This is a genomic window from Thiobacillus sp., from assembly GCF_030696885.1.
Classification (GTDB): Bacteria; Pseudomonadota; Gammaproteobacteria; order Burkholderiales; family Thiobacillaceae; genus Thiobacillus.
Window position 1 is genome coordinate 62,999 of record NZ_JAUYRI010000017.1, and the last position, 18,985, is coordinate 81,983.

Annotated in this window: 20 protein-coding genes; 13 read left to right on the forward strand and 7 right to left on the reverse strand. The window is 64.2% G+C overall.

The window, feature by feature from the left end; translation table 11 throughout:
- The first annotated feature begins 10 nt into the window (after positions 1 to 10).
- From Q8R61_RS08130 to Q8R61_RS08155, 6 genes are all read left to right on the forward strand, one after another.
- Positions 11 to 1,204, forward strand: a complete 1,194-nt coding sequence (locus Q8R61_RS08130) for an ABC transporter permease (RefSeq protein ID WP_305536063.1) — start codon at positions 11 to 13, stop codon at positions 1,202 to 1,204.
- Positions 1,197 to 1,919, forward strand: a complete 723-nt coding sequence (locus tag Q8R61_RS08135; RefSeq protein ID WP_305536065.1) for an ABC transporter ATP-binding protein — start codon at positions 1,197 to 1,199, stop codon at positions 1,917 to 1,919. Before Q8R61_RS08130 ends, Q8R61_RS08135 begins: the two co-directional genes overlap by 8 nt.
- A complete protein-coding gene (locus Q8R61_RS08140) occupies positions 1,916 to 3,346 on the forward strand; it encodes an MBL fold metallo-hydrolase RNA specificity domain-containing protein (RefSeq protein WP_305536067.1) in 1,431 nt (476 codons plus the stop codon). Before Q8R61_RS08135 ends, Q8R61_RS08140 begins: the two co-directional genes overlap by 4 nt.
- Positions 3,347 to 3,356: 10 nt before the next feature.
- Positions 3,357 to 4,427 carry a phospholipase A gene (locus tag Q8R61_RS08145; RefSeq protein WP_305536069.1) on the forward strand — a complete coding sequence of 357 codons (1,071 nt, stop codon included), beginning with the start codon at positions 3,357 to 3,359 and terminating at the stop codon, positions 4,425 to 4,427.
- 297 nt (positions 4,428 to 4,724) lie between these two features.
- Complete coding sequence (locus tag Q8R61_RS08150) at positions 4,725 to 5,168, forward strand: hypothetical protein (RefSeq protein ID WP_305536071.1); 444 nt, start codon at positions 4,725 to 4,727, stop codon at positions 5,166 to 5,168.
- A gap of 57 nt (positions 5,169 to 5,225) precedes the next feature.
- Entirely contained in the window at positions 5,226 to 5,912 is a 687-nt protein-coding gene (locus Q8R61_RS08155; protein ID WP_305536073.1) for a hypothetical protein, read from the forward strand.
- A gap of 238 nt (positions 5,913 to 6,150) precedes the next feature.
- On the opposite strand, the gene Q8R61_RS08160 is transcribed toward Q8R61_RS08155, so the two are convergent.
- Entirely contained in the window at positions 6,151 to 6,960 is an 810-nt protein-coding gene (locus Q8R61_RS08160) for a serine protease (RefSeq protein ID WP_305536074.1), read from the reverse strand.
- Positions 6,961 to 7,019: 59 nt separating this feature from the next.
- On the opposite strand from Q8R61_RS08160, the gene Q8R61_RS08165 reads away from it, so the two are divergent.
- The 5 genes from Q8R61_RS08165 to Q8R61_RS08185 are packed head-to-tail and all read left to right on the forward strand — an operon-like array spanning position 7,020 to position 12,699.
- Positions 7,020 to 8,300, forward strand: a complete 1,281-nt coding sequence (locus Q8R61_RS08165) for a nucleotide sugar dehydrogenase (protein ID WP_305536076.1) — start codon at positions 7,020 to 7,022, stop codon at positions 8,298 to 8,300.
- Positions 8,300 to 9,328, forward strand: coding sequence for an SDR family oxidoreductase (locus Q8R61_RS08170; protein WP_305536078.1), 1,029 nt, complete (start codon positions 8,300 to 8,302; stop codon positions 9,326 to 9,328). Before Q8R61_RS08165 ends, Q8R61_RS08170 begins: the two co-directional genes overlap by 1 nt.
- A 27-nt stretch (positions 9,329 to 9,355) precedes the next feature.
- Positions 9,356 to 11,008, forward strand: coding sequence for an HDOD domain-containing protein (locus Q8R61_RS08175; protein WP_305536080.1), 1,653 nt, complete (start codon positions 9,356 to 9,358; stop codon positions 11,006 to 11,008).
- A 30-nt stretch (positions 11,009 to 11,038) separates the two neighbouring features.
- Entirely contained in the window at positions 11,039 to 12,484 is a 1,446-nt protein-coding gene (dacB, locus tag Q8R61_RS08180) for a D-alanyl-D-alanine carboxypeptidase/D-alanyl-D-alanine-endopeptidase (protein WP_305536081.1), read from the forward strand.
- Positions 12,481 to 12,699: a hypothetical protein gene (locus Q8R61_RS08185; protein WP_305536083.1), complete on the forward strand. Its 219-nt coding sequence runs from the start codon at positions 12,481 to 12,483 to the stop codon at positions 12,697 to 12,699. The genes dacB and Q8R61_RS08185 overlap by 4 nt, the downstream gene beginning before the upstream one ends.
- Positions 12,700 to 12,770: 71 nt before the next feature.
- Here the strand turns inward: Q8R61_RS08185 and Q8R61_RS08190 are convergent, their stop codons facing one another.
- The 6 genes from Q8R61_RS08190 to Q8R61_RS08215 all read right to left on the reverse strand — a co-directional run bounded on the left by Q8R61_RS08190 (position 12,771) and on the right by Q8R61_RS08215 (position 17,004).
- Complete coding sequence (locus Q8R61_RS08190) at positions 12,771 to 13,310, reverse strand: glycine zipper 2TM domain-containing protein (RefSeq protein ID WP_305536085.1); 540 nt, start codon at positions 13,308 to 13,310, stop codon at positions 12,771 to 12,773.
- A gap of 91 nt (positions 13,311 to 13,401) precedes the next feature.
- Positions 13,402 to 13,962 (reverse strand): bifunctional pyr operon transcriptional regulator/uracil phosphoribosyltransferase, encoded by a 561-nt coding sequence (locus tag Q8R61_RS08195; protein ID WP_305536087.1) that lies wholly within the window; start codon positions 13,960 to 13,962, stop codon positions 13,402 to 13,404.
- 7 nt (positions 13,963 to 13,969) lie between these two features.
- Complete coding sequence (gene ubiD, locus Q8R61_RS08200) at positions 13,970 to 15,433, reverse strand: 4-hydroxy-3-polyprenylbenzoate decarboxylase (RefSeq protein WP_305536089.1); 1,464 nt, start codon at positions 15,431 to 15,433, stop codon at positions 13,970 to 13,972.
- 45 nt (positions 15,434 to 15,478) lie between these two features.
- Entirely contained in the window at positions 15,479 to 16,051 is a 573-nt protein-coding gene (locus tag Q8R61_RS08205; protein ID WP_305536091.1) for a BON domain-containing protein, read from the reverse strand.
- Positions 16,048 to 16,641, reverse strand: a complete 594-nt coding sequence (locus Q8R61_RS08210; protein ID WP_305536093.1) for a phosphoheptose isomerase — start codon at positions 16,639 to 16,641, stop codon at positions 16,048 to 16,050. Before Q8R61_RS08210 ends, Q8R61_RS08205 begins: the two co-directional genes overlap by 4 nt.
- Positions 16,642 to 16,653: 12 nt before the next feature.
- Positions 16,654 to 17,004 carry a YraN family protein gene (locus tag Q8R61_RS08215; protein WP_305536095.1) on the reverse strand — a complete coding sequence of 117 codons (351 nt, stop codon included), beginning with the start codon at positions 17,002 to 17,004 and terminating at the stop codon, positions 16,654 to 16,656.
- Between the two features lie 16 nt (positions 17,005 to 17,020).
- On the opposite strand from Q8R61_RS08215, the gene rsmI reads away from it, so the two are divergent.
- Positions 17,021 to 17,908, forward strand: coding sequence for a 16S rRNA (cytidine(1402)-2'-O)-methyltransferase (rsmI, locus tag Q8R61_RS08220; protein ID WP_305536097.1), 888 nt, complete (start codon positions 17,021 to 17,023; stop codon positions 17,906 to 17,908).
- Complete coding sequence (pyrC, locus tag Q8R61_RS08225) at positions 17,905 to 18,939, forward strand: dihydroorotase (RefSeq protein WP_305536099.1); 1,035 nt, start codon at positions 17,905 to 17,907, stop codon at positions 18,937 to 18,939. The genes rsmI and pyrC overlap by 4 nt, the downstream gene beginning before the upstream one ends.
- Positions 18,940 to 18,985 lie beyond the last annotated feature (46 nt).

Here is an 18,985-nt window from a genome sequence, read left to right on the forward strand (position 1 = left end):
GGCGCTGCCCATGATCAATCTTGCGCGGCGCGACATTGCGCACCACCTTAAAAGTTATCTGCTGACCGGGCTCGGACTGGGCCTCCTGATCGGCGTGACGCTGACCATGGCCGGGGTCTACCGCGGCATGGTCGACGACGCCAAGGTGCTGCTGCGCGCGGTCGACGCCGACGTCTGGGTGGTGCAGCAGCACACGCTCGGCCCGTTCGCCGAGCCGTCCTCGGTGCCGGACGATCTCTACCGCGCGTTGGCCGGACTCGAGGGCGTGGCCCAGACCGGCAACGTCGCCTACCTGACGATGCAGGTGTCGCACCAGGGGCAGTCGCAGCGCGTGATGGTTGCGGGATTCGAGCCTGACAAGCCGGGCGCCCCGGCCTTCCTGGTGGCGGGCCGCCCGATCGCCCGCGCGCATTACGAGGCGGTGGCCGATGCCAAGACCGGCTTTGCGGTCGGCGACGTGGTGCGGATCCGCCGCAACGACTACACGGTGGTCGGACTCACCCGGCGCATGGTGTCCTCCGGCGGCGACCCGATGCTGTTCATCCCGCTGAAAGACGCGCAGGAAGCGCAGTTCCTGAAAGACAACGACGCCATCGTCGAGGACCGCAAGCGGCTCGAAGCCAACCCCGCGGTCAACCGCCCCGGCCAGCCCGGTGTGCTGGAAGCAGTGCAGGCGATCCAGGCCTCCAGCCACAAGGTCAACGCGGTACTGCTGCGGCTGCAGCCGGGCGCGGATGCGCGCGCCGTGGCCGACACCATTGCGCGCTGGCAGCGCTATACGGCCTACACGCGCGACGACATGGAAGACATCCTGGTGGCCAAGCTGATTGCCACCGCCGCCAAGCAGATCGGGCTGTTCCTGATGATCCTGGCGGTGGTGAGTGCGGCCATTGTCGCCTTCATCATCTATACGATGACGCTCGGCAAGATCAAGGAAATCGCCGTGCTCAAACTGATCGGCACCCGCGACCGCACCATCGCCGCGATGATCATGCAGGAGGCGCTGGGCCTCGGCGTGATCGGCTTCTTCGTCGGCAAGTTCGCCGCCACCTTATGGGCGCCGGCCTTTCCTAAATACGTGCTGCTGGAAAACGGCGACGCGGTGCGCGCCCTCGTGCTGACGCTGGTGGTGTGCGCGCTGGCCTCGGTACTGGCGATCCGTGCGGCGCTCAAGATTGATCCGGCGGAGGCGATCGGTGGCTGACGCGGCTTCAATTCAACCGGCGATCCTGATCGAAGGCATCACCAAGCGCTATGGCCACGGCAGCGCAGCGGTCGACGCGCTGAAAGGCGTCGACATGATCGTGTATCCGGGCGAAGTGGTGGGGCTGATCGGCCCTTCCGGCTCCGGCAAGTCCACGCTGCTGAAATGCCTGGGCGCGGTGATCGAGCCGACCGCCGGGAAATTCACCCTCGGCGGCGAAGTGATCTACGACAACGGCTGGAAAACCGACGACCTGCGCGCGCTGCGGCGCGATCGAATCGGGTTTGTGTTCCAGGCGCCGTACCTGATCCCGTTTCTGGACGCCACCGACAACGTCGCGCTGCTGCCAATGCTGGCCGGCCTGCCCAATGCCGAAGCACGCGCCATCGCGCTGGAAATGCTCACCGCGCTCGACGTGCAGCACCGCGCACAGGCGCGCATTGCCGAACTGTCCGGCGGCGAGCAACAGCGGGTGTCGATCGCGCGCGCGTTGGCCAACAAGCCGCCGATCATCCTCGCCGACGAGCCGACCGCGCCGCTCGACAGCGAACGCGCGCTCACCGTGGTGAAGATCCTCAACCGCCTGGCGCAGGAGTTCCAGACCGCGATCATCGTCGTCACCCACGACGAAAAAATCATTCCCACCTTCAAACGCATTTACCATATCCGCGACGGCAAGACCTACGAAGAGGCAGGCGAAGGACGCTCACTATGAAAATCACTTTCCTCGGCGCAGCACGCGAAGTCACCGGTTCCAGCTATCTGGTCGAAGCGGACGGCGTGCGTTTCCTGGTCGACTGCGGCATGTTCCAGGGTGGGCGCGAAACGCGCGCCAAGAACCAGCGCGCGTTTTCCTTCGATCCGCGCAGCCTCGATTTCGTCCTCCTCACCCATGCCCACATCGACCACTCCGGCCTGTTGCCGCGCCTGGTCGCGATGGGCTTCCGCGGCACGATCCACACCACCCGCGCCACCTGCGACTTGTTGGCGGTGATGCTGCCGGACTCGGCGCACATCCAGGAAAAGGAAGCCGAATACGCCAACCTCAATCGCTTCCGCAAGGACATGGACCGGCGCGACAAGAAACGCGGGCTGCCGCCGCGCGACATCGCGCCGCTGTACACCGTGGCGCAGGCGCAGGCTTCGCTGAAGCAGCTGAACCCGATCGACTACGATTTGGAAATTGCGCCGCATCCGCAGGTGCGCTGCACCTTCCGCGACGCCGGCCACATCCTCGGCTCGGCGATCGTCGAGGTGTGGGTGGGCGAAGGTGCGGGCCGGCGCAAGATCGTGTTTTCCGGCGACCTCGGCCAGCCTTCGCGGCCGCTGCTGCGTGACCCCGCACACATCCATGACGCCGACTACCTGGTGGTCGAATCGACCTACGGCAACCGCGACCACAAGAGCATGGAAGCGACGCAGGACGAACTGGTGGAGGCGATCAACAACACCATCGAGAAAAAGGGCGGCAACGTCGTCATCCCCGCCTTTGCGGTGGGCCGCACCCAGGACATGCTCTACCTGCTGGCCGACCTGACCCGGCAGGGCCGCATTCCCAAGCTCACCGTGTTCGTCGATTCGCCGATGGCCACCGCCGCCACTGAAATTACCTACAAGCACATGGAACTGCTGGATGCTGAGACCCATGCGCTGATGGGCAAACACGGCGGCGCCGCGCATTTCCGCAAGCTCAATTTCGTCGAGGACGTCGAGGAATCGAAGTCGCTCGACCGCATCACCGGCGGCGCCGTCATCATTTCGGCCAGCGGCATGTGCGAGGCCGGGCGCATCAAGTTCCACCTGCGCGCCAACCTGCCGCGCCGCGAATCGACCATCCTGATCACCGGCTTCCAGGCCGCCGGCACCTTCGGCCGCCGTCTGGTCGACGGCGCCAAGCGCGTGCGCCTGCTGGGCGAGGACATCCCGGTGCGCGCCGACCTCTACACGCTGGGCGGCCTGTCGGCCCACGCCGACCGCACCGCATTGCTCGCCTGGCTGGGGCATTTCCGCAGCAAGCCGCGCCGCGTGTTCGTCGTGCACGGCGAGGAGACCGTGGCAACCGGCTTCGCTGCCGATTTGCAGACGCAGTTCGGCTGGGACGCGATGGCGCCCGAGCCCGGCTTCAGCGTCGTTCTGGAATAGGCGGGGCATCGTGAGCGTCCATCGTCCTGCGCAAGCCCTGGCCATGCTGCTGTTGGGTGCCGGCCTGGCCAGCCCGGCGCACGCCGCCACGGTGGCCGAGCTGGCCGGCTGCAGCGCGATTCCGGGCGATGCCGAGCGGCTGGCGTGCTACGACCGCGTGTCCGGACGCCCTGTACCCGAGGCCGAGCCCGTGCAGCAGGTGGCTGTACCCGCAGCCGTGCAGCCCGGACGTCCCGCAACGGCGGCGCAGCCGGACGAAGATGCCGATGAAAACGACCTGTTGTCGGCGCTGTCGCGCCACTGGGAACTCGACGACGACGCCAAGCGCGGCGCCTTCCTGTTCCGGCCACACCGACCCAATTATTTTCTGCCGCTCAAGTACAGCAGCTCACCCAACAATACGCCGTTCCACAACGCGTTCGTCCAGCCCGATCTGGGCCTCGATCCGCTTGAGGCCGAATTGCAGCTGAGCTTCAAGATCAAGGGCATAGAAGGCGTGCTCGGCAACGACGACCTCGACCTGTGGTTCGGCTACACCATCACCTCGTTCTGGCAGGCCTACAACAACAGCATCTCCTCGCCGTTTCGCGAGACCAACTACGAACCAGAGGCAATGCTGGTCTACCGCACGAACTACGAGATCGGCGATTTCCGCGTGCGCTTCCTCAATCTGGGGATGCTGCATCAGTCGAATGGCCGCAGCGAAGTGCTGTCACGCAGCTGGAACCGGATCTATGCGCAGGTCGGGCTCGAGCGCGGCAACCTGGCGCTGCTGATCCGGCCCTGGTACCGGATCCCGGAACACGATGAGGACGACAATCCGGACATCGAGGATTACCTCGGGCACGGCGATCTGCAGGTGCTGTACCGCAAGGGCCGCAACGCCTACTCGCTGCTGCTGCGCAACAATTTCCAGCGCTCGGACAATCGCGGCGCGATGAAACTCAACTGGAGCTTTCCGCTGTATGGCCGGCTGAAAGGCTACGTGCAGTATTTCAACGGCTACGGCGAATCGCTGATCGACTACAACCACAAACAGCAGTCGATCGGATTGGGTATCAGCCTGACCGAAGGCATGTAAATCTGAGTATTCTGCGAGGCGTGTGGAAGCGGTCCAGGGACGCTTTTCGGACCGCAATATGCGAGGTTGGAAGTAGGGGTTGACGTCGGCTCTTGGCGCTGAAGAGATATCACCCTGTTTCATTCCAGGATCGTCCGCTCATCGGCCGAAGCGGTCGAGCAGGCTACCGGTCATAAGTGACGGCAACTGGCCAGAAGCGACCAGTGACCTGCGACGACGGGATGCCGGAACGAACCTAATGCGGACCCTGGGAAGCTCAGCAGCATACTGCTCCCTTCGGAGTCTGGTTTGCCTATCATGGACAACAAGATGAAATCTCATCGATCTTTGCTGTTGCTCTTATTGGCGGCCATAACGCTATACCTATACGGGTGCGTCATTCCGATCCCCACTCCTGAGAACAAGGTGCTTGCGGGAACGCCGGTTACCGAGGAGCAACTGGCGTTTATTCAATTAGGGGAGACAACGAAAGAGAACGTACTCGCCCGACTCGGAGAGCCACAGATAGTCTGGGAGGATGCCCACATTTTTGTCTATGAATGGGAAGTGCGTCATGGAGTTCTTCTATGGGCCGTAGGTGCTGGATACTCCGGGGCATTCGGCGCAATAGACCTTCGTGAACGCTATGTACTCATAATTCAATTCGACGACACAGACCGGTTGCAACGATTTGAGAGGGCCATACGCCCACCTTTGAAGTCATACGGCGACTTTCTCAGAGAATGGGTTAGTAAGCCGTGATCAAACACGCTATGTGGGCGGCGATCTGGAGGCAATAGCAGCGAAGGAGAGTAGGCGATGCAATTACCAACCTATCCATTGACTAGAACAGGCTGCTTCAAAAGCATGCTCTTGATGATTGCCACTCACGTCATTTTGACTGGATGCGCATCAATGGACGCACCTACCGGACGAGAGTTGGAAGACGTGCTGACTGGACATAAAACCATTGTTCTTCTCAGAATCGAGGCCCATATCGGTCATTCGCCCTATGAACCATTCAAGGCTGACTTGGCCGATGACAATATTTGTTTTGGCCTAGGGAGTTTTGACACAGGGGGACATCTCCGTCGTATAGAAAACCAACGTTTTTTATCGCCCGAGTCCCGCCGAGAAGGCTGGACCTATATGGTACTCACCCCGGGGATCTATTACCTTACAGTCCAGCCAACTCGCGGAACAGATATCTTTTCCTACATGGATCGTTTTAATGCACCACCACGTTGGCAATTGGATATTCCTGAAGGGGCAAGAGTCTTATACGCAGGCACTATAAGAGTGAGTGGCACCGGCGCTCCGCTCATATTCGGTGGGTCGATCTTGCGAGAGATTCTTGATGCTTCAGTTGATGGGGCGGATCAAAAATCAGCCACCACAATATCAGCAGCGCATTTTCCCGATCTCGGCGTACCCCAGGTATCTTTGCTTCAGCCTTACGAGGGAAAGGCTTTCCATTTTCGTTCGCCCTTGCAGCCACCTCTTTAGCCATGCCTTTATAGGGAATACACATATCATGTTTGTAGTGCATACGTCCGCTTAGAGGCGAGCCGTCTGTGAGCCTGCAAAGGCCAACGGCCAACGGCCGCGGAGGGTCGGAACAGCCATACCTGAGCGACGTGTCAAATGACTGCTACGGCCGAACAGGAGTCTGTCGGTTTACCCCACCTTAACTACCCTCAGGGCCGGTTGGAGCCCGGATTTAAGCAGGGATTTATGTCCACGCTTACTTCGCTTCCGGCAGCGCCTTCTCAATCAGCTGATGTACGTACTTCACCGGGATGGCGTAGCTGATGCCGCTCGGCGCGGTGAGCGCGGCTTCCTTTGCGCCCTTCACGTAGACCGAATTGACGACGCCGAACACTTCGCCGGTGTCGGGGTGCCATACCGGGCTGCCGCTGTTGCCGGGGTAGGCGATGGCGTCGAGGGCGAGCACTTCGTAAGGCTCATGTGCCTGTTTCAGCGTGCGTGTGTTGACCTGCGCCATGTTCGGCACCGGTGTGTAGATCGGCACGACGGCGGCGAGGCCGGCGCGGTGGGTGGAGGGGTTGAGCCCCAGCGCCGTGCCGATCGGGTAGCCGGTGAAATAGAGCTGCCAGCCTTCGCGCACGCTTGCCGAATCCCCGAGTTTGAGGGCGGGAAGCGGGTCGCCCTCGATTTTAAGCAGCGCCAGATCGCGGGCCTTGTCGGTGGCGATCAGTTTGGCAGGGCGCACCGCCATCAGGCGGTCGCGGCCGACGAAGACGGCGAAGGTTTCCTTCTTTTCCGTGTCGGGCTGTTTGACGAATATATGGGCGCACGACACGATGTAGCGTCCGTTCAGCACCGCAAAGCCCGTCCCCATCAGGTTGGCGCGCGGGCTGCTGGTGGGGCTGTAGAGGCCGACGCCGACCACGCCCGGCTTCACCGACAATAGGGTGTCGGCGACATCGGCCTGAACCGGCAGCGCCGCCGCAAGCAGCAGCAGGACCCAACTGGTACGCCACTTGCTGAACCATCGGCTTGCCAGATACAGGGCATGGCCGGGCAGCGTCATATAAATTCGATACAATCCGGGCCGGAGCAAAGACTTTCTATTCATAGGGGAATCCAGGTATGAGCGTTGTTGCGGTTGTCGGGCTGGGCTACGTGGGCCTGCCGTTGGCGGTGGAATTCGGCAAGAAAACGGCCACCATCGGCTATGACCTTTCACTGGAAAAAATCGAGGCCTACCGTCGATTCTGCGACCCCACCGGCGAAGTGTCGACGGACGATCTCAAGGCTGCCACGCAGTTGACGGTGACCACCGATCCGGCCGATCTGGCGAAAGCCGACTTCATCATCGTTGCCGTGCCGACACCGGTTGACGCGGCGCATATCCCGGATTTCTCGCCGCTGGTCGGATCCAGCACCACCGTCGGCAAATACATGAAGAAGGGCGCGACGGTCATTTACGAATCGACAGTCTACCCCGGCGCCACCGAAGAGGTCTGCATTCCGATCCTGGAAAAGCAGTCCGGCATGAAATGGCTGCAGGATTTCCACGTCGGCTACTCGCCCGAGCGCGTCAATCCGGGCGACAAGGAGCGGACGATCACCAAGATCGTGAAAGTCGTGTCGGGCGACGATGCCGCCACGCTCGACAAGGTGGCCGCGCTCTACAGCAGCGTGATCACCGCCGGCGTGCACCGCGCCAGCTCGATCAAGGTGGCCGAAGCGGCCAAGGTGATCGAGAACACCCAGCGCGACCTCAACATCGCGCTGATGAACGAGCTCTCGCTGATCTTCCATCGTCTTGGCATCGACACGCTGGAAGTGCTGAAGGCGGCCGGCACCAAGTGGAACTTCCTGCCCTTCCGCCCCGGTCTGGTCGGCGGCCACTGCATCGGTGTCGATCCCTACTACCTGACCCACAAGGCCGACATGCTCGGCTATCACCCGCAGGTGATCCTCGCCGGCCGCCGCATCAACGACGGCATGGGCGCCTACGTGGCGCAGGAAACGGTGAAGAACATGATCGCCAACGGCGTGCAGGTGAAGGGTGCCAAGGTCAACGTGCTCGGCCTCACCTTCAAAGAAAACTGCCCCGACCTGCGCAACTCCAAGGTGGTCGACGTCATCCGTGAGCTGCAAACCTTCGGCTGCGATGTTCACGTCAACGACCCGCTCGGCGAAGCGAAGGAAGCCGAGCACGAATACGGCATCACGCTCACCGCGTGGGACGACCTGCCCGAATGCGATGCCATCATTGCCGCGGTTTCGCACACCGAGTACCTCGACAAATCCTTTGCCGAACTCACCGCCAAGCTAAAGAAAGGCGGCGCCTTCACCGACGTCAAATCGGCCTACGATCCGGATACGGTCAAGGCAGCGGGCTTCAGGCTCTGGAGGCTGTAATGACCGCGTTCGATGCGCTGAAAACGCAGCTGCGGGCCGAGCCCCGGACCTGGCTCGTCACCGGTGCGGCCGGCTTCATCGGCTGCAACCTGGTCGAAGCCCTGCTGCTGCTCGACCAGCGCGTTGTCGGTCTCGACAACTTCGCCACGGGTCACGAGAAGAACCTGGCGCAGGTGCAGGCCAGCGTCGGCCCCCAGCGCTGGGAACAATTCAGCTTCAAGCGCGGCGACATCCGCGACCTCATCACCTGTCACACCGCGTGCAAGGAGGTCGACTACGTGCTGCACCAGGCCGCATTGGGCTCGGTGCCGCGTTCGCTGGAAGATCCGATCTCGACCCACGCCGCCAACAACACCGGCTTCCTCAATATGCTGGTGGCGGCGCGCGATGCGAAAGTGAAGCGCTTTGTCTACGCGGCGTCCTCGTCGACCTACGGCGACCACCCCGGTCTGCCCAAGGTCGAGGACGTGATCGGCAAGCCGCTGTCGCCGTATGCGGTGACCAAGCTGGTCAACGAGCTGTACGCTGACGTGTTCGGCCGCTGCTACGGCATGGAATCGATCGGCCTGCGCTACTTCAACATCTTCGGCCGCCGCCAGGACCCCGATGGCGCCTACGCCGCGGTGGTGCCGAAATGGGTCGCGAGCATGGTCCAAAACGCGCCTGTGTACATCAACGGCGACGGCGAAACCAGCCGCGACTTCTGCTACATCGACAACGTGATCCAGGCCAACCTGCTCGCCGCCACCAGCACGCACCCGGAGGCGGCCAACCAGGTCTACAACGTGGCGGTCGGCGACCGCACCACGCTGAACCAGCTGTTCGAAGCCATCCGTTCGCTGCTGGCACCGAAGTTTCCGCATCTGGCCGATTTCAAGCCGGTCTACCGCGATTTTCGCGCCGGCGACGTGCGCCATTCGCTGGCCGATATTTCCAAGGCGCAAACGCGTCTGGGCTATGCGCCGACGCACCGCATCAGCGAAGGCCTGGCCGAGGCGATGGACTGGTACGTGAATGACCTGGGTTGAGCGGCGGCATGGCGGCTGCAGGCTGCCATGACGCGTAACGACAAAGGCACGTCGCAGGTGTTGCCACCCGGCGCGAAGCCCAGTCCGCTCGATGTCCTGATGCGCCGCATGGGCAGCGACAGCGACTTCCCGGCCCTGTCCGAAGCCATCGGCGCCATCAACCGCATCGCGTCGTCCGAGACGGAAGGCGTCAACGAACTCTCCAACAGCATCCTGCGAGACGTCGCGCTCACCAGCAAGCTGCTGCGGCTGGCCAATGTGGCGTATTACAGCCAGGTCGGCGGCGGCTCGATTAGCACCGTCTCGCGCGCCGTTGTAATCCTCGGGTTCAACGCCGTGCGCGCCATCGCGCTGAGCCTGATCCTGTTCGAAAACCTGGGCAACAAGGCGCACGCGCAGGAACTGAAGGAAGAATTCATCAAGGTGCTGTATGCCGGCATGCTGGCGCGCGAGATGGCCGGCCATACCCAGGTGAAGGATGCGGAAGAGGCGTTCATCGGCGCCATGCTGCACAACCTGGGGCGGATGCTGACCATGTTCTATTTCCCGGACGAGATGGCGGCGATCCGGACGCGTCTCGAGGACGCGGACATGAACGATGCGCGCGCCTCGACCGAGGTGCTGGGCGTGTCGTTCGAGAATCTGGGCATCGGCGTGGCGCGCAGCTGGGGCTTCCCCGCCACGCTGGTGCAAACGATGAAACCCTTGCCCGCCGGCCGGATTCGCCGGGGCACGACCGACCCGGAACGGCTGCATGCGCTCGCCGGTTTTTCCAATGAACTGTGCGAGCTGGTGCTGGAAACGCCGGAGGCGGATCGCGGCAAGGCGCTCGCCGGCCTGACGGCGCGCTTTGGCGACAGTGTGCCGCTCACGGTCGAACAGCTGACCGGGCTGATGGAACGGTCGATGCAGGATATCGGGCAGTTCGCCCTGGTGGTGAACGTGAGCCTCGGCCGCAGCGATTTTGCCAAGCAGGCGTCGAAATGGGCCGGCATGGCCGCTTTGCCGGCGAGCACGTCCGAGCCCGACAATTCCGAGCCGGACACGCCCGAAACGGCGCCGCCCGAAGACGCGCGTGCCGCGCTGGAGGGCAGCGTGCTGCATGTGACCGCACCCAGCGGCGAGGTGGACATGCCCGACAGCAACGTGCCGCGCACCAGCGAGGCCATACAGGCGATGCTGGCTTCGGGCCTGCAGGACGTCAGCAATTCGTTGATCGACGATGCGGTTTCGCTCAACGACATCCTGCGCATGATTCTCGAGGCCATGTTCAGCAGCATGGGCTTCGCGCATGTGGTGTTGTGCATCAAGGACGGCCGCCACAACAGCATGGTTGGCAAGTTCGGCTTCGGCGACCACGCCCAGGCGCTGGTCAAGGCGTTCGACTTTTCGCTGGCGGCGCAGCCGGATGTGTTTCTGGTGGCCTTGCAGAACAATGCCGACATCCTGATCAGCGATATCGACGACCCCAAGATCGCCGCACGCATTCCGGCGTGGTACCGGAAAAACGTGCCGGCCCGCACCTTCGTGCTGTTCCCCATCGTCGTCAAGGGCAAGCCGATCGGCCTGATCTATGCGGACCGGCCCGGACCCGGCGACATCACGATTCCCGAGAAGGAACTGTCGCTGCTGAAGTCGTTGCGCAACCAGGCCGTGCTGGCGATCCGACAATCGCTCTGAACCGCGCCGTGAATTCGGCATAATGGGGCGATGCTGCCCGTTCGAGTCCTTCCCCAATTTTTTGCCGGCCTGCTGCTCGCGGGCCTGGCCATCTGCGCGCAGGCGGCGGCGCTCCCCGATGCCTTTACCGCTGCGCTGAAGCGGGCCGGGATCCCGCTCACCCATGTGGCGGTGCAGGTGCAGCCGCTCGACGCGGACCAGCCGCTGCTCAGCCACAACGCCGACGCCGCACTGAATCCGGCGTCGGTGATGAAGCTGGTGACGAGCTTCGCCGCCCTGCACCAGCTCGGACCGGGCTACACCTGGACGACGGACGTGTGGGCCGACGGCCCCATCGTGGACGGCGTGCTGCAGGGCAACCTCATCATCAAGGGCCATGGCGACCCCACGCTGACGCTCGAGCGCATGTGGCTGCTGCAGCGCGAGCTGCGCGCGCGCGGCGTGCGCCACATCCGCGGCGGACTGGTGCTCGACACCCGCCATTTCCACCTGCCTCCGATCGATCCGGGCGCATTCGACGACACCCCGCTGGCGCCCTATAACGCGCCGCCCGGCGCGCTGGTGGCCAATTTCAACGCGACCACGCTGCGCCTGAAACCGGATACGGACCGGGTGCTGATCGTGCCGGACATCGCGATGCCCGGCGTGACCTTCACCTCGCGCCTGGTGTTGGCCGACCGCGCCTGCAACGGCTGGCGCAGCGCGCTGGCGCCGGCGTTTTCAGATGACGCGCGCAACGAACTGGTGGTCAGCGGCGTCTATCCGCGCGGTTGCGGCGAGCAGGCCTGGTCGCTCAGCCTGTTCGCGCCGGCCGCGACGTTCGATTTCGTTTTCCGCGACCTGTGGACGGAAGCGGGCGGCACGCTGGCCGGCCCGACGGTTGCGGGTATGGCACCGGCGTCCGAACCACTGCTGCAATTCGCGTCGGAGCCGTTGTTTCAGGTGCTCAATCGCCTCAACAAGCATTCCAACAACCTGATGACACGCAACCTGTTCCTGACGCTGGGCGCAGAACGCCACGGCGCGCCGGCGACTCTCGCAAAGGGCGAGGACGCGGTGCGCGAATTGCTGACGCAGCGCGGCGTGCCGACGCACAAGCTGGTACTGGAAAACGGCGCCGGCCTGTCGCGCTTCGAACGCATCAGCGCGGACACGCTCACCCGCCTGCTGCACGCGGCGTATCGCAGCCCGCTGTTCGCGGAGTTCGAGTCGGCGTTGCCCATCGCCGCCCTCGACGGCACGCTGAAGCGCCGCTTCAACGGCAGCGCGGTCAGCGGCAGCGCGCATCTCAAGACCGGCACCCTGCGCGACGCGAGCGCGCTGGCGGGCTATGTGTATACCGCGCAGGGTCAGCGCGTCAGCCTCGTGCTGCTCATCTATCACGCCAATGCGACGCGCAGCGAAGCGGCGCAGCGCGCGTTGCTGGAATGGGTGTATTCGACGCCGCAGGTGCAGGCCGGAGGCAGCGCGCGATGAATCCCGGCTGCCGCGTGATGGCCTTGTTCCTGGTGTTGCTGGCGCTGTTCCAGGCGGTGCCGGTGGCGGTGGACGCGTGGGAAGCGCGGCAGTGGCCGGACACGCTCGGCGAATGGGTGCGGCTGGCGCTGCTGCCGGTCGCGTTGTGGCTGTATCTGCGCTATTTCAGCATTTTCGGCTGCCGCCAGTGCGGCGACGAGGATGAGCGTCGATGAGGCGCCCGACTGGGCGCGGCGCAGGCTAGGCTAAAGGCGCGTCACCTTGACGCGCTGGCCGCGCCGCCGAATCAGGACGCCGACGCCTCCAACTGCAGCTTGCCGCCCTTGACCGGGATGCGCGGGCCGGGCTCGTGGTCCATGCGCACCTGGCCTTCTTCCTCGCCCAGGCGGTAGCGCACGTCGTAGCCGATGGTGCGGCTGCTCGATTCCTGCACGGTGCGGCAACGCCGTTCGGTGCGGCTGACCACGTCTTTCTCCTGCATGTTCTTTTGCACCTGGTTGCCGGCATAGCCGCCGGCCGCAGCGCCGGCGACAGTGGCGATCGTTTTGCCGCTGCCGCCCCCGATCTGGTTGCCGAGCAGCCCGCCCGCCACCGCGCCGACCGCGGTGCCGGCGATGCGATTGGGGTCCTTGACCGGCGCCTGCTCGTTGACGACCACGTCCTCGCAGACCTCTTTGGGCGTTTTCGTGGTTTCTGTCACCGGCTTGACGGCCAGTACCTCGGCAAATTCCGGTTCCGGATTAAGTGCCTTATAGCCGGCTACGCCGCCAATGGCAGTGACGGCGATGGCGCCTGCGATCACCCCGGTCAACATCGATTTGTTCATGTGCGTTCTCCTGAACGTTGAAACTGCAAGCGTGAACCACGCTGCGCATGATAGTTCAAGCGCAACCGGCGTTCCACGATGGACAGTAGGCTTATTCGGGCTGCAGCAGGTCGATCCGGAAGTGCTCTTCGTAGGGGGGCACATTGCATTCGATGATGTCCGGCGGCGCAATGTCGAGCCGCACGCCGACGATGTCGGTGCGCACCGGCAGCTTGGATGCGCCGCGATCCACCAGCACCACGGTGCGGATCTCGGCCGGTTGCCTGCGGGCAAGGTAGTCCACCGCACGCAACATGGAATGGCCGTGATACATCACGTCGTCCACCACCAGCACTGTGTGGCCGCTGAGGTCGAGGCTGGCATGCGCCGGATTTTCCGTCAGCTGCGTATCGGGATGCAGCAGCGTGAGATCGTCGGCATAGCGCTTGATTTTCAGGTCGAGCCGTACGCAGCCGGTCAGCGCCCAAGTCTGGGCCAGGCGTGCATGCAGCCGGTCGGCCAGCGGCGCGCCGCGGCGAAGGATGCCGACGATCGTGATCTGTGTGCGTCCCGTCAGCAGGCCGGCCGCCTGGCGTGCCATGTCGTCGACGATGGCGTCGAGCTGTTGCGGGGTGTAGAGGCAGGTACGGCGGCCGGCGGGCTTGTCGCTCATGGTTTGGCTAGAGACCCAGGTCCTTCCACATCGCGTCGACGCGTGCTTTCACGGCCGCATCCATCGCGATCGGCGTGCCCCATTCGCGCGCTGTTTCGCCCGGCCACTTGTTGGTGGCGTCGATGCCCATCTTGCTGCCAAGGCCCGACACCGGGCTGGCGAAGTCGAGGTAGTCGATCGGCGTGTTGTCCACCAGCAAGGTATCCCGCGCCGGATCGACGCGCGTGGTGAGCGCCCAGATCACTTCCTTCCAGTCGCGCACATCGACGTCGTCGTCGGTGACGATAATGAACTTGGTGTACATGAACTGGCGCAGGAACGACCACACGCCGAACATCACCCGCTTGGCGTGGCCGGGATAGGCCTTCTTCATGCTGACCACCGCCATGCGGTAGGAGCAGCCTTCCGGCGGCAGGTAGAAGTCGGTGATCTCGGGAAACTGCTTCTGCAAGAGCGGCACGAACACCTCGTTCAGCGCCACGCCGAGGATCGCCGGCTCGTCCGGCGGCTTGCCGGTGTAAGTACTGTGATAGATCGGGTCGCGCCGCATCGTGATGCGCTCGACGGTGAAGACGGGGAAGGTTTCCTGCTCGTTGTAGTAGCCGGTGTGGTCGCCGTACGGGCCTTCCAGTGCCGTTTCACCCGGGTGGATTACGCCCTCGAGCACAATTTCGGCGGACGCCGGCACCTGCAGCGTGTTGCCAAGGCACTGCACCACTTCGGTCTTGGCACCGCGCAGCAGGCCGGCGAACTGGTATTCCGACAGCGAATCCGGCACCGGGGTGACTGCGCCCAGTATCGTTGCCGGGTCGGCGCCGAGCGCGACCGCAAGTGGGAAGGGCTCGCCCGGATGCGCGAGCGTGTGCTCGCGAAAATCCAGCGCGCCGCCGCGATGCGCCAGCCAGCGCATGATGAGCTTGTTGGGTGCGATCACCTGCTGGCGGTAGATGCCGAGGTTCTGTCGCTTCTTGTGCGGGCCGCGGGTGACGGTCAGCCCCCAGGTGATCAGCGGCGCGACGTCGCCCGGCCAGCAGTGCTGGATCGGCAGGCGCGACAGATCCACGTCGGCGCCTTCCCAGACGATTTCCTGGCAGGGTGCGTGCTTCACTTCCTTCGGCGCCATGTTCAGCACCTGCTTCAACACCGGCCACTTGTCCCAGGCGTCGCGCAGGCCTTTCGGCGGTTCGGGCTCCTTCAGGTAGGCCAAGAGCTTGCCGACTTCGCGCAGCCGCGACGGATCGTCCTCGCCCATCCCCAGTACGACGCGCTTGACCGTGCCGAACAGGTTGGCCAGCACCGGCATCGTGCCGCCCTTGGGGTTTTCGAACAGCAGCGCCGGGCCGCCGGCGCGCAGCACGCGGTCAGCGATCTCGGTCATTTCCAGTTTTGGGTCGACTTCGACGGCGATGCGTTTCAGCTCGCCCATGGTTTCGAGTTGCGCGATGAAATCGCGCAGGTCGCGGTAGATCATGGACGGCCGATCAGGATGCGATGCGTTTGCAGGCGGGCCGTGGCATCAGTTGATGATTTCAAACAGGGTGACGACCTTGGTCACGCCCGACGAGGTGCGCGCGATCTCGGTGGCGATCCCGGCCTCGGCCTGCGTCACCAGCCCCATCAGGTAGACCACGCCGGCTTCGGTCTTGAGCTTGATCTTGGTGCCGGGCACGCGCTCGTCGCGCAGCAGACGGGTCTTGACGTTGGCCGTGATCGCCGTGTCGTTGGCGGTCGAGGTCAGCGAGGTGACGCCGGCGACGCTGAGCTCGTTGAACACCGTACGCACATCGGGCACACCCTTGACCGCCTCGGTGGCGCGCGCGCGAGCGCCCTCATCCGGAACCTGTCCGGTGAGCAGCACCTGGCGGTTGAAGCTGGTGACGGCGATGCGGGCATTTTTTTCCGGCAAGGCCTCGCGAAGGCGACTCATCGCGCGCAACTCGATTTCCTGGTCGCCGACAAAGACGCCGGCGGTGCGACGGTCGGTGGCGGCCACCGCACCGGTGGCCGCGCCTCCCACGACGATTGCGGCGCATCCGTGCAATTGCGAAAGGGCCACGCCCATCAGCGCGATTTGGGTCAGTTTGTTCATTCTTCGACTCCTAGTAAGACGCTGTCCACCGCATCGCACAGGCAATGGATGACCAGCAGATGAATTTCCTGGATGCGCGCCGTGGATTCGGCGGGCACGCAGAGAAGGACGTCGTCATGCTGCATTTGTTCCGCCAGCCCGCCGCCGCTGCGCCCGGTGAGTGCGATCACCGGCATGCCGCGCGCGTGGGCGGCGGCTACGGCCCGCAATACGCTGGGTGAATTGCCGCTTGTGGAAATCGCCAGCAGCAGATCGCCGGCGTGCCCCAGCACCTTCACCTGCCGCGCAAACACCTGCTCGTAAGCATAGTCGTTGGCGATCGAGGTCAGTGTGGACGGGTCGGACGTGAGGGCGAGTGCCGCGAGGCCGGGGCGTTCCTGTTCGAAGCGGTTGACCATCTTGGCGGCAAAGCGCTGTGCGTCGGCGGCCGAGCCGCCATTGCCGCAGGCGAGAATCTTGCCGCCCTCGGCGAGGCTGTGCACCATCAGGCGGGCGGCCTGTTCGATATGCGGTGCCAGCGCATCGGCGGTGGCCAGCTTGGCCTGCGCGGATGCCTTGAAGTGGCCGAGGATTCTGTCGTGTAGAGGCATGGTTGGCCCGGATTATCCCACATCGTCGAAGGCGTTCCTGATCCACTGCGGCGCGGCATTGCTGTCGAGCGCGATCACGTCGAAACGGCAGGGCGGCAGCGTTTTCAACGCGGACAGATACTGTCGCGCGGCGGCGAGTAGTTTTTTCTGCTTGGCTGGCGTCACGCTGGCGGTGGCACTGCCGAAGTCGCTGCGGCTGCGCAGTCGCACCTCGACGAACACCAGCGTGGCACCGTCCTGCATGACGAGATCGATCTCGCCGAAGCGGCAGCGCCAGTTGCGTGCCACCAGCGTGAGGCCCTGCGTTTTCAGGAAGGCTTCGGCACGCGATTCGGCAGCCTGCCCGACGACTGATTTCAACATCTGCGACAATGCCGGGATGAGTGAAAGTCCGCATCATACCCGCCTGCCGCCCGCGCTCTATGTCGTCGCCACGCCGATCGGCAACCTCGGCGACATCACGCTGCGTGCGCTCGACACGCTGAAATGCGTGGACCGGGTGGCAGCCGAAGACACCCGTGTATCCGGGCAGCTGCTTACGCATTTCAACCTCTCCAAACCGATGGTGTCGATTCGCGAACACAACGAGCGCGAAGCCGCCGACAAGGTGATCGCGTGGATCGCCGCCGGGGAGGCGGTGGCCTACGTGTCCGATGCCGGCACGCCCGCGGTGTCCGACCCCGGCGCGCGGCTGGTGGCTGCGGTATCGGCCGCAGGGCTGAGCGTGGTGCCGATTCCCGGTGCGTCCGCTGTGACTACGGCACTGTCGGCGGCGGGCGTGGAATCCGGGCAATGGCTGTTCCAGGGGTTTCTGCCGCCCAAGTCCGGCGCGCGCCGCGCCCAGCTACAGACACTGGCGGCCCTGCCGGCGGCGCTGGTGTTCTACGAAGCGCCGCATCGCATCGTGGAGACGCTGGCCGACATGGCGGCGGTGCTCGACAGCGCGCGGCGGGTGACCTTGGCGCGCGAACTGACCAAGCGTTTCGAGAGCATCGTTACGCTGCCTCTTGCCGAGGCTCCGGCCTGGCTGGCGTCCGACCCCAACCACGTGCGCGGCGAATTCGTCGTCATCGTGCATCCGCCGGCGGCGGCCGCTGCGGTGGTCGATGCGGAAGCGATGCGCGTGCTCGACATCCTGCTGGGCGACTTGCCACCGACACTGGCGGCCAGGCTGGCGTCAAAGATCACCGGGCGCAGCAAGGCCGAACTCTATAAAATGAGCCTGGCACTCAAGCCGCAAGCTCAACACGATCAAGACGAAGCATGACCGATACCCTCACGATCACCCGCCCCGACGACTGGCACATCCACTTCCGCGACGGCTCCGCGATGCAAAGCGTGCTGCCGGATACCGCGCGCGTGTTCGGCCGCGCGATTGCGATGCCCAACCTGAAGCCGCCGGTGGTGAACGTGGACGATGCGGCCGCCTATCGCGCGCGCCTGCTGGCCGCTGCAGCGGGCACGGCGTTCGAGCCGCTGATGACGCTCTATCTCACCGACAACACGACGCCCGAGGAAATCCGCCGCGCGGGCGAATGCGGCTTCGTCCATGCGGTGAAGTATTACCCTGCCGGCGCGACCACCAATTCCGACTCCGGCGTCACTGACCTGACCAAGGCCTACAAGGCGATTTCGGCGATGGAAGAAGTCGGCATGCCGCTGTTGCTGCACGGCGAAGTGGTCGATGCCGACGTCGATGTGTTCGACCGCGAGGCGGTGTTCATCGAACGCCATCTGGTCAGATTGCTGCGCGATTTCCCCCGGCTGAAAATCGTGCTCGAGCACATCACCACGCGCCAGGCCGCCGAATTCGTCACGGCGGCGCCGGCCAACGTCGCCGCAACGATCACCGTGCACCATCTGCTATACAACCGCAACGCGATGTTCCGCGGCGGTATCCGCCCGCACCTGTACTGCCTGCCGGTATTGAAGCGCGAACAGCATCGCCAGGCGCTGGTGGCGGCGGCGATTTCCGGCAACCCCAAGTTCTTCCTCGGCACCGATTCCGCGCCGCATGCGATCGGCGCCAAGGAAACCGCGTGCGGCTGCGCCGGCATTTATTCCGCACACGCCGCGATCGAACTGTACGCCGAGGCGTTCGAGGATGCCGGCGCGCTCGACCGGCTGGAAGCCTTCGCCAGTTTCTATGGCGCGGATTTCTACGGCCTGCCGCGGCATACCGGGTGCATCACGCTGCGGCGCGAAAGCTGGACCGCACCGCAGCAGATCCAGCTTGGCGACACGGCATTGGTGCCGTTGCGCGCCGGCGAGGCGATACGCTGGCGCGTCGTCGCATAAAAAAACCGGGCACGCAGGCCCGGTTGAGTGGGGAAATTTAGGGATT

Excerpts from the sequence above, each read along its gene's own strand:
- Q8R61_RS08130 (WP_305536063.1), top strand. The coding sequence starts at position 11 with ATGATCAATCTTGCGCGGCGCGACATTGCGCACCACCTTAAAAGTTAT.
- Q8R61_RS08140 (WP_305536067.1), top strand. The coding sequence starts at position 1,916 with ATGAAAATCACTTTCCTCGGCGCAGCACGCGAAGTCACCGGTTCCAGC.
- Q8R61_RS08150 (WP_305536071.1), top strand. The coding sequence starts at position 4,725 with ATGGACAACAAGATGAAATCTCATCGATCTTTGCTGTTGCTCTTATTG.
- Q8R61_RS08155 (WP_305536073.1), top strand. The coding sequence starts at position 5,226 with ATGCAATTACCAACCTATCCATTGACTAGAACAGGCTGCTTCAAAAGC.
- Q8R61_RS08160 (WP_305536074.1), bottom strand. The coding sequence starts at position 6,960 with ATGACGCTGCCCGGCCATGCCCTGTATCTGGCAAGCCGATGGTTCAGC.
- Q8R61_RS08165 (WP_305536076.1), top strand. The coding sequence starts at position 7,020 with ATGAGCGTTGTTGCGGTTGTCGGGCTGGGCTACGTGGGCCTGCCGTTG.
- Q8R61_RS08170 (WP_305536078.1), top strand. The coding sequence starts at position 8,300 with ATGACCGCGTTCGATGCGCTGAAAACGCAGCTGCGGGCCGAGCCCCGG.
- Q8R61_RS08175 (WP_305536080.1), top strand. The coding sequence starts at position 9,356 with ATGACGCGTAACGACAAAGGCACGTCGCAGGTGTTGCCACCCGGCGCG.
- dacB (WP_305536081.1), top strand. The coding sequence starts at position 11,039 with ATGCTGCCCGTTCGAGTCCTTCCCCAATTTTTTGCCGGCCTGCTGCTC.
- Q8R61_RS08185 (WP_305536083.1), top strand. The coding sequence starts at position 12,481 with ATGAATCCCGGCTGCCGCGTGATGGCCTTGTTCCTGGTGTTGCTGGCG.
- Q8R61_RS08190 (WP_305536085.1), bottom strand. The coding sequence starts at position 13,310 with ATGAACAAATCGATGTTGACCGGGGTGATCGCAGGCGCCATCGCCGTC.
- Q8R61_RS08195 (WP_305536087.1), bottom strand. The coding sequence starts at position 13,962 with ATGAGCGACAAGCCCGCCGGCCGCCGTACCTGCCTCTACACCCCGCAA.
- ubiD (WP_305536089.1), bottom strand. The coding sequence starts at position 15,433 with ATGATCTACCGCGACCTGCGCGATTTCATCGCGCAACTCGAAACCATG.
- Q8R61_RS08205 (WP_305536091.1), bottom strand. The coding sequence starts at position 16,051 with ATGAACAAACTGACCCAAATCGCGCTGATGGGCGTGGCCCTTTCGCAA.
- Q8R61_RS08210 (WP_305536093.1), bottom strand. The coding sequence starts at position 16,641 with ATGCCTCTACACGACAGAATCCTCGGCCACTTCAAGGCATCCGCGCAG.
- Q8R61_RS08215 (WP_305536095.1), bottom strand. The coding sequence starts at position 17,004 with ATGTTGAAATCAGTCGTCGGGCAGGCTGCCGAATCGCGTGCCGAAGCC.
- rsmI (WP_305536097.1), top strand. The coding sequence starts at position 17,021 with ATGAGTGAAAGTCCGCATCATACCCGCCTGCCGCCCGCGCTCTATGTC.
- pyrC (WP_305536099.1), top strand. The coding sequence starts at position 17,905 with ATGACCGATACCCTCACGATCACCCGCCCCGACGACTGGCACATCCAC.